At 73.8% G+C, this 11,908-nt stretch carries 12 protein-coding genes, 4 tRNA genes and 1 pseudogene; 9 read left to right on the forward strand and 8 right to left on the reverse strand.

Features of this window, described 5'->3' with window-relative positions:
- Positions 1-47: 47 nt before the first annotated feature.
- The 3 genes from QP089_RS17595 to QP089_RS17605 form a co-directional block, all read right to left on the reverse strand.
- A complete protein-coding gene (locus QP089_RS17595) occupies positions 48-302 on the reverse strand; it encodes a TFIIB-type zinc ribbon-containing protein (protein ID WP_446474046.1) in 255 nt (84 codons plus the stop codon).
- Positions 303-369: 67 nt separating this feature from the next.
- Entirely contained in the window at positions 370-1,296 is a 927-nt protein-coding gene (locus tag QP089_RS17600) for a phosphotransferase family protein (protein WP_285912700.1), read from the reverse strand.
- A 30-nt stretch (positions 1,297-1,326) separates the two neighbouring features.
- Complete coding sequence (locus QP089_RS17605) at positions 1,327-2,952, reverse strand: AMP-binding protein (protein WP_285912701.1); 1,626 nt, start codon at positions 2,950-2,952, stop codon at positions 1,327-1,329.
- A gap of 232 nt (positions 2,953-3,184) precedes the next feature.
- Here QP089_RS17605 and QP089_RS17610 point away from each other — a divergent pair, with 232 nt between their 5' ends.
- Positions 3,185-4,018, forward strand: a complete 834-nt coding sequence (locus QP089_RS17610; RefSeq protein WP_285912702.1) for an MBL fold metallo-hydrolase — start codon at positions 3,185-3,187, stop codon at positions 4,016-4,018.
- A gap of 15 nt (positions 4,019-4,033) precedes the next feature.
- On the opposite strand, the gene QP089_RS17615 is transcribed toward QP089_RS17610, so the two are convergent.
- Entirely contained in the window at positions 4,034-4,525 is a 492-nt protein-coding gene (locus QP089_RS17615; protein ID WP_285912703.1) for an Lrp/AsnC family transcriptional regulator, read from the reverse strand.
- A gap of 106 nt (positions 4,526-4,631) precedes the next feature.
- Here QP089_RS17615 and QP089_RS17620 point away from each other — a divergent pair, with 106 nt between their 5' ends.
- Entirely contained in the window at positions 4,632-5,909 is a 1,278-nt protein-coding gene (locus QP089_RS17620; protein ID WP_285912704.1) for an MFS transporter, read from the forward strand.
- On the opposite strand, the gene QP089_RS17625 is transcribed toward QP089_RS17620, so the two are convergent.
- Together QP089_RS17625 and QP089_RS17630 are read right to left on the reverse strand one after the other, a co-directional pair.
- Positions 5,843-6,133, reverse strand: a complete 291-nt coding sequence (locus QP089_RS17625) for a hypothetical protein (RefSeq protein ID WP_285912705.1) — start codon at positions 6,131-6,133, stop codon at positions 5,843-5,845. The genes QP089_RS17620 and QP089_RS17625 overlap by 67 nt on opposite strands.
- A 183-nt stretch (positions 6,134-6,316) precedes the next feature.
- A complete protein-coding gene (locus QP089_RS17630) occupies positions 6,317-7,084 on the reverse strand; it encodes an AraC family transcriptional regulator (RefSeq protein WP_285912706.1) in 768 nt (255 codons plus the stop codon).
- A gap of 100 nt (positions 7,085-7,184) precedes the next feature.
- Here QP089_RS17630 and QP089_RS17635 point away from each other — a divergent pair, with 100 nt between their 5' ends.
- Entirely contained in the window at positions 7,185-8,444 is a 1,260-nt protein-coding gene (locus tag QP089_RS17635) for an MFS transporter (protein ID WP_285912707.1), read from the forward strand.
- Positions 8,445-8,473: 29 nt separating this feature from the next.
- Here the strand turns inward: QP089_RS17635 and QP089_RS17640 are convergent.
- Positions 8,474-8,917 (reverse strand): annotated as a pseudogene (locus QP089_RS17640) (DedA family protein); the annotation flags it as partial.
- A gap of 266 nt (positions 8,918-9,183) precedes the next feature.
- On the opposite strand from QP089_RS17640, the gene QP089_RS17645 reads away from it, so the two are divergent.
- Positions 9,184-9,444, forward strand: coding sequence for a sigma factor-like helix-turn-helix DNA-binding protein (locus QP089_RS17645; protein ID WP_285912708.1), 261 nt, complete (start codon positions 9,184-9,186; stop codon positions 9,442-9,444).
- Here the strand turns inward: QP089_RS17645 and QP089_RS17650 are convergent.
- On the reverse strand, positions 9,434-10,315 hold the full coding sequence (locus QP089_RS17650) for a LysR family transcriptional regulator (RefSeq protein WP_285912709.1): 882 nt from the start codon (positions 10,313-10,315) through the stop codon (positions 9,434-9,436). The genes QP089_RS17645 and QP089_RS17650 overlap by 11 nt on opposite strands.
- A gap of 81 nt (positions 10,316-10,396) precedes the next feature.
- Here QP089_RS17650 and QP089_RS17655 point away from each other — a divergent pair, with 81 nt between their 5' ends.
- The 5 genes from QP089_RS17655 to QP089_RS17675 all read left to right on the forward strand — a co-directional run bounded on the left by QP089_RS17655 (position 10,397) and on the right by QP089_RS17675 (position 11,835).
- Positions 10,397-11,254 carry an oxidoreductase gene (locus QP089_RS17655; protein ID WP_285912710.1) on the forward strand — a complete coding sequence of 286 codons (858 nt, stop codon included), beginning with the start codon at positions 10,397-10,399 and terminating at the stop codon, positions 11,252-11,254.
- A gap of 248 nt (positions 11,255-11,502) precedes the next feature.
- Positions 11,503-11,587, forward strand: a tRNA-Ser gene (locus QP089_RS17660).
- Between the two features lie 5 nt (positions 11,588-11,592).
- Positions 11,593-11,665 (forward strand) — tRNA-Met (locus tag QP089_RS17665).
- A gap of 21 nt (positions 11,666-11,686) precedes the next feature.
- Positions 11,687-11,759 (forward strand) — tRNA-Arg (locus QP089_RS17670).
- Position 11,760: 1 nt separating this feature from the next.
- Positions 11,761-11,835, forward strand: a tRNA-His gene (locus QP089_RS17675).
- Positions 11,836-11,908 lie beyond the last annotated feature (73 nt).

Here is an 11,908-nt window from a genome sequence, read left to right on the forward strand (position 1 = left end):
GCCGGAAGTGACTGCGGCCCGCCTCCGATGGGGCGGGCCGCGGGCCGTCAGGTCGAGAAGAGCATGTGGAAAACGCTGCCGTGGTGCGGCGCGTGGTGGCCGTGGTGATGGTGGTGCACGGAGGCCGCCGGGGCGCCCCAGCCGGGCGGGGGCGGCGCGGCGCGGTAGCGGGACTCCATCTGGCTGAGGGCCTCGAGCTCGCCGTAGTCGAGGAAGATGCCCCGGCAGTTGTCGCACTGTTCGATGTGGACGCCGCTGCGGTTGTAGGTCCGCATCAATCCATGACACTTAGGGCAGTGCATCGCCTTGTCATCCTTCCGCTATGGATCCCCAGGTAGAGGCTAAATGTAGGGCAGGTTCCGCGCCACGTCATGCCGCGTCCCCCGCCGCGGAGATTCTGCCGCAGGCGTCCACCATCGCCTGCTCCGGTCCGTCCAATGGCCGATCGCCTTCCCTCGCCGATATGACGCACGTGGCCGCGATCTGGATCGCCAGACTTCGCGCCGGAATGTCCAAGGTCGTCCAGGGAGCGTCGCCATCGGGCACCGCGGGACCGCCGGCCGCGACGTAGGCGTCGAGGAACCGCGTCCATTCGCCGGGATGCAGGACGCCCGACAGGTACAGCGCGGCGGGGCGGGCCAGGTCCCACGCGGGGTCGCCCTTGCCGAGGTCCTCGATGTCGATCAGCCGCCAGCGTCCGTCCCGCGCGCGCACCATCTGGCCGAGATGCCAGTCGCCGTGGATGAGGCACTCCGCGCGCTCCGGGCGGGCGTTCCCCGTCCCCTCACCGCGGATCCAGTCGGGCAGGGTGGCGAACGCGCGCCGCACCACGTCTTCGGCCGGGCCGTCACCCAAACGCGCCACCTGCGTGGCCACTCGCGTGGGGCGCCCCCAGGACGGTGCGTCCGCCGGCATGGGCGTGGAGTGGAGCGCGGCCAGAAGCCGCGCGGCGTCCTCCCAGGGAAGCTCCTTATGCGGATCCACCGGATCCCCGTAGAGGGAGAGCGTCACCGTACGGCCGTCCACGTTCGACGGCGGACCGAGCGGCCCCAGCAGGAGGTCCGGTAGAGACGCCGCCACCTTGATGCGGTCGAGGAACGGCTCCCCGTACTCGCGGCCGGGTTGGTGCGCCTTCACCACGACGTCGCCCACCCGCACCACCAGGACGTCGTGACGGTCATACAGCGTCTCGGGTTCCGGCGGCGCGTCCGCAGCGCGCGCGGCGACACGGGACGAGTCGCGCCCGATCTCGACGAGCCGGGCGAAGAGCTCCGACGGGGCGGTCTCGGTCTCCACGGGAACAGTCAACCACCCGGCGCGCGCCCCCTACGCCGGAGAGTTCACCGACTCGTCGCGCAGCTTGCGGCGGATGACCTTTCCCAGGACGTTGCGGGGCAGGTCCGTGCGCGGCCGGAATTCGGCCGGCACCTTGTAGTGCGACAGATAGCGCTCGCAGTGCCGCCGCAGCTCGTCCGCCGAGAACGGGTAGGCGGGATGCTCCACCACGTGCGCGATGACGCGTTCGCCGCGCCGCTCGTCGGGCCCGCCGACCACGGCGCAGTCGTAGACGGCGGGGTGGCGCCGCAGCACCTTCTCCACCTCCGACGGGAAGACGCTGAAACCGCTCACCTTGATCATGTCCCGCTGGCGTTCCAGGATGGTGATGAAACCGTCCTCGTCCATCACCGCGATGTCACCGGTGCGCAGCCAGCCCTTCGACAGGGTCTGCGCGGTGGCGAGCGGCGCGTTCCAGTAGCCCGCGAACACCTGCGGGCCGCGCACGACCAGCTCGCCGGGCTCGCCGGGCGGCAGGTCCCGCGTCGGCTCCTCCACGTCCACGATGACGGCGTCGGTCATCGGCAGCGGCAGGCCGACCGTCGCGTTCCGGGCGCCGCCGCCCAGCGGGTTGGCCGTGACGGCCGGGGACGCCTCGGTGAGCCCGTAGCACTGGATCAGCCCGTGCGCCCCCAACTCGGCGAAGCGGTCGAGGGTCCGCCGCCCGAGCGCCATCGCGCCGCAGATGTACACGCGCAGCGAGCGCAGGTCCGACGCGCGGAACCGCGGGCTGTCCAGCACCTGCTCGTACAGTGTCGGCACGCCAGGGAAGACCGTCGGACGGTACTTGCGGATCGCCCGCAGCACCCTGTCGCGGTCGAAGCGGGGCAGGAGCACCACCGCGCCCGCCTTCATCGCCGGCGCGATGAGGCAGCTCATCAGGCCGAACGAATGGAACAGCGGGAGGACGCCGAGCGTCACGTCCTGGCCCTCCCGTCCGCCCAGGTCCCAGGCGTGCTGCTGGCAGGCGTTGGCGATGAGGTTGCGGTGCGTCAGCATCGCGCCCTTGGGCCGGCCCTCCGTCCCGCCCGTGTACTGGATCGCCGCGAGGTCCCGCGAGGGGTCGACCGGAAGCTGCCGCACCTGCCGCCGCGGAGGCTTCTGCAGCTCCCGGAACGGGACGATCCCGGGGTCGTCCGGCACGTCCGCGGTCATGGCCGCGCGCTGCCGCTGCGCCTGCACCAGCGGGAGCCGCAGCAGGGCGCGCCGGAACGGCGGCAGGTAGTCGGCCAGCGACGTCACGACAATGTGCTCCAGCCGCAGCCCGCTCCGCACCGCCCGCACCGTCGCGTAGGAACGATCCAGGACGACCGCGACGCGGGCGTCGCAGTCCGCTAGCTGGTGCAGCATCTCCTCCTCGGTGTACAGCGGGTTGTGCTGGACGGCGATCGCGCCCCGGCGCAGCACGCCGTAGAAGGCGATCACCAGCTGCGGGCAGTTCGGCAGGATCAGCGCCACCCGGTCGCCGGGCTGCACGCCGAGCCGGTGCAGGCCGTCGGCGAACCGGTCCGCCGCGTCCCGCAGCTCCCGGTAGTCGGTCCGCCGCCCGAAGAAGACCAGCGCGGTCCGCCGCGGGTGCCGTTCCGCGGCGTCGTCGAGCAGCCGGGTGACGGGCACGTCCGGGATCTCGACCTCGCCGGGGACCCCCGGCTGATAGCTCCGCCGCCACGGGAGGGATCTTTGTGACGAGGGCCACATATTCGAGAATTCAACCATGTCCACCGCGATCCCGGAACTCGCCGGGACGGTCCCGCGCCCCGGCCGCCTCCGCCGCCGCGGCCGCCCGCCCGCCGCATGGCCCGGCGGGCGGGGGGTAGGGGCTCTCGACCGGGAGCGGAGAGGGGGAACGATGCCTGCGGACACGGCCGCCCTGACCTTCGTCGGGAACGCGACGACGATCATCCGGTACGGCGGCGTCACGCTGCTGACCGACCCGAACTTCCTGCGCCGCGGCGAGCGCGCCGACCTCGGCTACGGCCTCACCAGCAAACGGGTGAAGGACCCGGCGATCGGCGTCGGCGAACTCCCCGAGCTCGACGGCGTGGTCCTGTCCCACCTGCACGGCGACCACTGGGACCCGGTGGCGGAGCGGCACCTGGACCGCGGGCTGCCGATCCTCACCACCGGCGCCGCCGCCCGCGCGCTGCGCAACCGCGGATTCCGCGAGGCCGAAGGGCTGCGCATCTGGCAGACCGAGGAGATCACCAAGGGCGACCACCGGATCCGGATCACCGCGATGCCGGGCCGGCACGCCCCCGGCCTGCTCCGCCACGTCCTGCCGCCCGTCATGGGGTCGCTGCTGGAGTTCGGCCCGCCGCGGGGCGAACCGCATTTCCGGCTGTACATCAGCGGCGACACGCTCATGTACGACGAGATCGCCGAGATCCGCCACCGCTACCCCGACATCGACGCGGGCGTCGTTCACCTCGGCGGCACCCGGCTGCTCGGCCTGCTCACCGTCACCATGGACGGCCGGCAGGGCGCGCAATGGCTGGAGACCACCGGCTGCGCCACCGCCGTCCCGGTCCACTACGACGACTACACGGTGATGAAGTCGCCGCTCTCGGACTTCGACAAGGAGGTGGGCCGGCGCGGGATGGGCGCCCGGCTGCGCCACGTCGAGCGCGGCGGCACCATCACCCTCGGCCGCGCGGAGCACCGGACGCCGGCGCCCCACCGGTGAGGTGCTCGGGGCTGGTCAGCGGGTCCAGCCCTCGGAGACGGTCACCGTGCGGGTCTCGGGGGCCGGCGGCTCGACGGCGCGGGCCTCGTACGCCGTGGACAGGACGATGTGGGAGTTCATCTCGCCGTGCTCGCCGAGCCGTTCGAGGAGCCCCTCCAGATGCGGCATGGACGCCACCCGCACCTTGAGCATCGAGCACCAGCTCCCGCTGAGCTTGTGCACCTCGGTGACCTCCGGCAGGTCCTCGGCGGCGGTCGTCTTCAGCAGGCAGCGGCCGAGGGCGCAGCGCATCTGCACGAACGCGGTGAGCGGCCGCCCGACCCGGGCCGGGTCGATCCGCGCCTGGTAGCCGGTGATCACCCCGGCCTCCTCCAGCCGCCGCACCCGCTCGGCCACCGCGGGCGGCGACAGGTTGACGCGCGCCGCGAGCCGGTTGAACGACAGCCGGCCGTCCCGCTGGAGTTCGGTGAGGATGCGCCAGTCCGTCCGATCGAGCTCCCGATCCATTCGCAAGGTCCCTTCCCGGAAGGTGCTTCCAACCTAGAAGCGATACCCCGGGAACGCCATCGATCGTCCATTCATCGCGGAGCCGGACCTTTCTAGCGTCAAGGGCATGAACCAGACCCTGAACGGGCGTGCCGTGCGGGCGCGTCCGATGGCGGCGCTGTGCACGGGAACCGCCCTGATGAACGCGGCGATGGCGATGGCGAGCGTGGCGGGCACGCTCGCCGCGGCCGACCGGCTGGGCGCCGGCTGGGGCGGTGTCCCGGCCACCGCCGGGATCGTCGGGACGGGAGCCGGTGCGCTCGCGCTGACCCGCGCGGCGCGCCGCCTGGGCCGGCGCCGGGTGCTGGCCGGCGGGTACCTCGCCGCCGCGGCCGGCGCCTGCCTCGCCGCCGCCGGTATCGCGCGCGGCGACCTGGTCGCCCTCTGCGCCGGCATGCTGATGCTCGGCCTCGGCAATGCGGGCGCGCAGCTGTCCCGCTACGCCGCCGCCGACCTGTATCCGCCCGGCCGGCGGGGCTCGGCGATCGGCCTGGTGGTGTGGGCCGCCGCCATCGGCGCCGTCGGCGGGCCGCTGCTGCTCGACGCGTCCGGCGGACCGGCCCGCGACCTGTCGCTCCCGCCCCTGGCCGGGCCCTTCCTGCTGGCGTTCCTGGCCACGGCCGCCGCCGCGGTCGCGGCCACCGCCACCGCGGGCGCGCCGCCGGTCACCGACCCGCCGCGGGACGGGCCGCGCGTCTCGGTGCGGAGCCTGCTCCGGGGACCGGTGACGCGGCCGGCGCTGGTCGTGATGGTCACGGCGCAGGTCGTCATGGTCGCGGTGATGACGGCGGCGCCGCTGGCGATGCGGATGGACGGCGACGGGCTCGGCATGGTGGGGATGACGCTGTCGGCGCACACGCTGGGCATGTTCGCGCTGTCCCCGGTGACGGGCCGGCTCGTCGACCGGTGCGGGGCGCGGCCGGTGATGGTCGCCGGGGTGGCGGCGCTGGCCGTCTCGGCGGGACTCGCGGCGGCCGGAGGCGGCGCCTGGATCCGCACCTCGGCGCTGTTCCTGCTCGGCTACGCCTGGAACCTGTGCTTCGTCGGCGGCAGCGGCCAGCTGGCCAGCGAGCTGCCCGAGTCGGAGCGGACCGACATCGAGGGCACGGTCGACGCGGCCGTGTGGACGATCGCGGCAGCGGCCGGGCTGCTGTCCACCGTGCTGATGTCGGCGGCCGGGTACGGGGTCCTCGCCGGGACGTTCTGCTGCCTGGCCGTGGCGGCGGGCGCCGCTCTCCGCCGCCCGGCGCGGGCGTCGCGGGCGGCGCGCGCGGCCGGTCAGGGGTTCGGGACCGCGTCCCGCGCGCCCTCGATGCGGCCCCGGACCAGCCGCGGATGGAAGTAGCTGATGGGGAGGCGGCCGGTCCCGCTGACGCAGAGGATCTGGAAGCCGTTGCGGCCGTCCTCGTCGGGGACGGTGAAGTCCTCGGGAACGAACATCCCCTCGGCGGTCATCGCGGTGAACCACCGGCCGAGTTCGAACTCGTCTGGGAACGCCTCCAGCCCCGCGCCGCGGCGGCCCAGCGTGTAGCGGACCTCGTAGGAGCAGCCGCCGGGAGGGAACGTCATATGCGGCCCGTCCCGCGGCAGACGTTGCACGTCTCGCCGGTGGCGGTGCTCGTTCCGGTGCCCTCGCAACCGGGGCAGGCCCGTGTCGCCGGCTTGGTGTGCTTGCCCACGTCCACCCCCTCCCCGCGCCTCATCCTAGGCGCTGGCGCGGCGGGCGCGCGGCGGCCTCGCGGGAGGCGGGGCTCAGCGCAGCAGGAGCCGGCCGTCCACGCGGGCGCGGTGCGTGCCGGGAGTATGGCCGAACGTGCGGCGGAACGCGTCGATGAACGCGCTGGCCGACGCCCAGCCGGACCGGTGCGCGACGGTCGTCACCGGCAGCCCCTCGGCGAGCAGGACCATGGCGTGGTGCAGGCGCAACTGCGCCCGCCACTGCGGGAACGTCATGCCGAGCTCGGCGCGGAAAAGCCGGGTGAGGGTGCGTTCGCCGGCTCCCGCCCGCGCCCCGAGTTCCGCGAGCGTGCGGTCGTCGGCGGGGTCGTCGCACAGCATCCGGCACACCGCCGCGAGCCGCGGGTCCCGGGCGGACGGGACGTAGTCGGCGTACCGGGGCGCGCGGGCGACCCGGTCGAGCAGGACGTCGCGCAGCCGCAGCCATTCGGCGCCGTCCCGGTCGTCGGCGGGGACCCCGGTGCAGGCCACGATGAGCTCGCGGAGCAGCGCGTCCACCCCGAGGACGGCCGGGCGCGCGAGGCCGAGCGGGTCGCGCGCCGCCGGGACGCCGACGAGCCGCAGGTCGGCGCCGCCGAACGCGCGGTGCTCGTGGACGGTCCCGGCCGGGATCCACAGCGCCCGTGCCGGGGACGCCAGCCAGATCCCGGCGTCGGTCGTGACCGACAGCACGCCGGCACCCGCGTAGGCGAGCTGGTGGTCGTCATGCCGGTGCGCGTCGATCTCGCCGCCGGGTGGCAACGGCCGCAGACCCGTGCTGGCGCGCGGGGTGTACCGAGTCATCGGTTCAGGGTACGCACGCGTCCTTGTATGGCGGTTCATCGGTATCACGTGGCGAAATATCGGAAGCGCGACACGGGCGTGCGGGACGAGGCTGGCCGGTATGAACCGCCGAGCCCCCGTCGTGCTGCTGTCGGCCGGCCACGCCTGCGTGGACGTCTACCAGGGCGCCGTGCCCGCGATCGTCCCGTTCCTCGTCACCGGCCGGCACTACAGCTACGTCGCCGCGTCCGGGATCGTGCTGGCCGCCACGCTGCTGTCCTCGGTCGTCCAGCCGGCGTTCGGGATGCTCACCGACCGGTGGGCGATGCCGTGGCTCATCCCCGCCGCGACGGGCGCCGCCGGGCTCGGCGTCGCGCTGTCCGGCGTGTCCGACGCCTACGCCCTGACCTGGGCGGCGATCGCGGTGTCCGGGCTCGGCGTGGCCGCCTACCACCCCGAGTCGGCGCGGATCGCGCGGGCCGTGACGGGCGGCGACCACGCCGGGATGAGCTGGTTCTCGCTCGGCGGCAACCTCGGGTTCGCCGCGTCGCCGCTGCTGGTCACGCCCGTCCTCGCGGCGGGCGGCCTGCACGCCACACCCTGGCTGGCGGTCCCGGCCGTCCTCGGGACGGTGCTCAGCCTCACCGCGATGCGCCGCGGCACGTCCGGCGCGGCGAAGAAGAAGGGCCCGGTGGCCGGCCGCGACGACTGGCCGATGTTCGTCCGGCTGTCCCTGGTCGTGCTGTGCCGCTCGGTCGTCTTCTTCGGCCTCAGCACCCTGCTCGCCGTCGTCGCCCGGCAGCGGACGGGCGGCGGCGCCGACGCCGGGGCGGTCGCCCTGTTCGTCCTGTTCGCCGGCGGCGCCGTCGGGACGGTCCTCGGCGGGCGCCTCGCCGCGCGCCGGGGACGCGTGCGGTCGCTCCGCGCCGCCTACCTGCTGGCGATTCCGGCGGTCGCGGGTGTCGCGCTCGCCCCGTCCTACGCGATCTACGCGTTCGTCGCGCTGACCGCGATCGCCCTCTACGCCCCGTTCTCCATCCAGGTGACGCTCGGCCAGGACTACCTGCCGCGCCGCGTCGGCACCGCCAGCGGCGTCACGCTCGGCCTGGCCGTCAGCGCCGGCGGCATCGTCAGCCCCGCCGTGGGCGCGCTCGCCGACGCCGCGTCCCCGCGCGTCGCACTGCTCCCGCTGATCGCCGCCCCCGCCGCCGCCTGGCTCCTTGCGCGCCTCCTCGACGAACCCACCCCCCTCGAAACACCCCTGTGCCGCCGACGCACGAACCGGGCAGCCTCCACCACACCCGTCACCGACAACGCCAACCCCAGCCCCACCGCCACGCCCTTCACCGGATCATCCTCGAACGCCGCACCGCCCACATAACCCAGAACGCCGCCGTACACCCCCCACGACACCGCAGCCAGCCCCGCGAACATCGAGAACCGCCGCAGCGGGCACCCCAACGCCCCCATCGTCACCGTCACCGCCGTCCGGCCTCCCGGCACGTACCGCGCCACCACCAGCACCAGCCCGCCCCGCTCCGCAAGCGCACCCTGCGCCCACACCAGAGCCCGATACCGCCGCGTCCCCGGCCGGGCCCGCCGCAGCAACCGCCCTCCCGGCCCCCGCCCCAGCAGATACGCGACATGGTCACCGACGAACGCGCCCAGCGCCGCCGACACCACCACCAGCACCAGGTCCGGCGACCCCGACGCCGCGTACACCCCACCGGTGATCACCATGCTCTCGCTCGGCACCACCGGGAAGAACCCGTCCAGCGCCGCCACCGCGAACAGCACCAGCCCGAACCACGGCGACGCCACCGCCGCGTCCACACCATCCAAGATCGATTCCATGCGGCCGACGCTAGGGATCTCCCGCCCCCCGCCACATCACCCGAAAGCCCACCCCCACCCCCGACTTACGACACCCCACCTCGTCCACGCCGGACGGACCGTCGGCTTCCCTTCCTGCGTTTGCGCAGGTGAGCGGCTGCGAGGGCGACTCTTCCCGACCGTGCCGGACATGATCGGATCCAGCCCTTCGGATCGGCCCCTCAACTCTTCCTTAAAGACGGCATAAGGGGGGTGCCGGGGCGGCGGGCGGGTGCGAAGTTCGTTGCGTGGCAACGCGAATGGGCAAGCACACCGGTTCGTTCGCCCCCGGCGGTCCGGGGGAGCGGACGCCCTCCGCGGCGGTCGCCCGGGCCTTCCAGGCGCTCCCGCCGGCACACCGCGAGATCCTCACCGAGACGGTCTTCCGCGAGCGGTCGGTCAACGAGGCCGCCGCCCAGCTGGGCGTGCCGGTCGACGTGGTGAAGGTCCGGGTCTACCGGGCGTTGCGCGCCCTGCACGCGACCCTGGGCGCGCCCGTCACCCGCTGACCAGGCCGCGGACGACCTCCGCGAACGCGCGGACCAGCGGGCCGTCCGCGCCGTCGGCCCAGGCGAGGGCGACGCGCAGCGGCTCGACGCCGGTCAGCGGTACCCAGACCAGGCCCGGCCGCGTGTAGTAGCCGGCCATGCTGGACGGCGCGAAGCAGATCGCGGTGCCCTCGGCGACCTGTTCGAGCATCTCCTCGACGTTGTCGTTGGTCGGGCCCCAGCGCGGCTCGGAGCCGTCCGGGCGCGGGTTGACCGCCCACCAGTCCACCCAGGCGCGCGGAGCACGCTCCGTCCACAGGAGTGGCTCGTCCTTGACGTCGAGGATGCCGACGGTGTCGCGGTCGGCGAGGGGGTGGTCGGCCGGCAGGCCGACGATCCTGGGCTCGGTGTGCACGACCTCGGCGTGCAGGCCGGTCAGGTCCGCGGGGAGCCACACGAACGCCACGTCGACCCGTCCGGAGCGCAGCGCCTCCGCCTCGCCGCCCCAGTCGAACCGCTTGGGCTCGACCCGGACGCCGGGGTGGGCGCGGGCGAACTCGGCGCGCGCCCGGGTGGTCAGCTCCCCGGCGCCGCTCGCCTCGAACCCGACGCGCAGCACGCCGGTCCGGCCGCGCCGGTGCCGCTCCGCCGCCGCGGTGATCCGCTCGGCCTGGCGGACGGTGCGGCGGGCCTCGGCGACGATCTCGAGCCCGGCGGCGGTGGCGGTGACGCCGCCCGCGTGCCGGTCGAACAGCCGCACCCCGAGCTCGGACTCCAGCCTGCGCAGCGCGTAGGAGAGCGCGGGCTGGCTGACGAACAGCGCCTCGGCGGCCCGGCCGAGGTTGCCGGCGTCCGCGATCGCGACCAGGTACCGCAGCTGCCGCAGCTCCATGCTGCGATGATAAAGGCTCTTTATCGGTCGTGTTGATCTCTGTCTTGGACGCCGGCCGCGGGCGGCTGCGATAAACGAGGCATGACGAACGAGACTGTGAACACGGACGGACGGGTCTGGCTGATCACCGGTGCGACCTCGGGATTCGGGCGGGCGATCGCGGAGGCGGCGCTCGCGGCGGGCGACACGGTGGTCGCGGCGGCGCGCCGCCCGCAGGCGCTGGCCGACCTGGCGGAGCGGCACCCCGGCCGCGTCACCGCGGTCGCGCTGGACGTCACCGACCAGGCGAGGATCGCGGACGTGGTCGCCGACGTGCTGCTGTGGCACGGCCGGATCGACGTGCTGGTCAACAACGCCGGGCGCGGCCTGGTCGGCGCGGTGGAGGAGACCACCGACCGCGAGCTGCGCGACCTGATGGACCTGCACTTCTTCGGCCCCGCGGCGCTGACCCGGGCGGTGCTGCCGCACATGCGGGCCCGGGGGTCGGGCGCGATCGTGCAGATGACGAGCCAGGGCGGCCGGCTGTCGTTCCCCGGCGTCGGCGGTTACTCGGCGACCAAGTTCGCGCTGGAGGGCCTGTCGGAGGCGCTCGCCGGGGAGGTCGCGCCGTTCGGCATCAAGGTGATGATCGTCGAGCCGGGCGCGTTCCGGACGTCCTTCGCCGGTGGCGGCGCGTTGCAGATGGCCGCCGAGATGCCCGAGTACGCCGACACCGTCGGCCAGGTGCGCAAGGGCCTGCCCGAAAGCGACGGCAAGCAGCCGGGCGACCCCGCCAAGGCCGCCGCCGCCATCCTGGCCGCGCTGGACGCCGACGACACGCCGCTGCGGCTGCCGCTCGGCAGCGACGCCGCCGACGCGGTCGCCGCCAGCCTCGACGGGCTGCAGAAGGAGTTCGGGGCCTGGGAGTCGCTGACCCGCAGCACCGATTTCGACGAGTAAGGGAACGAGGCGGTCCGTCCCGCGCCGGCGGGCCGCCTCGAATAAATGCGTTGCGGCACCGGAACCGGTTCGGCAATATGGGCGTCGAACGGAACGAGACCGGAAGGAGAGGGAAAGATGCGCCATCACCGAATGCACCGCAGCAGCCACTCCGGTCTCGGGAGCCGCCGAGGGACGTGAACCACCGCGTCCCGACGCCGACCGCCCGAGCATGACGGGCGGTCTTTTCGTTTTCCCGAACGTTTCCCGGAGGGTTGGCCGAGCGGAAAGGCAGCGGCCCGCTAAGCCGTGGTCAGGGGTCACCCTGCGCGAGTTCGAATCTCGCACCCTCCGCACGGGCCGGGCAGGGATGCTGGTGCGTCCGGCGGTCTCATAAGCCGCATCAGGCAGGTTCGATTCCTGCGCCCGGTACGCACGACAACCGAAAATCGAGTCTCCGTGGCGCAGAGGAGAGCGCGCCGGGTTGCGGACCCGGAGGTCGTAGGTTCGATCCCTACCGGAGACACGGCGTCCGTGGTGTGGTGGTCTGCACGCCAGGTTGTGGCCCTGGAAGTCCTCGGTTCGATCCCGGGCGGTCGCCCTTTGTGCGGAAATGCGGTGATTGGTGGGACGGCGGCCGGCAGATATTGCCGGCCGCTTGCGTCCGCTTGCGCC

The sequence above is a fragment of the Actinomadura opuntiae genome, assembly GCF_030283205.1.
Taxonomy (GTDB): Bacteria; Actinomycetota; Actinomycetes; order Streptosporangiales; family Streptosporangiaceae; genus Spirillospora.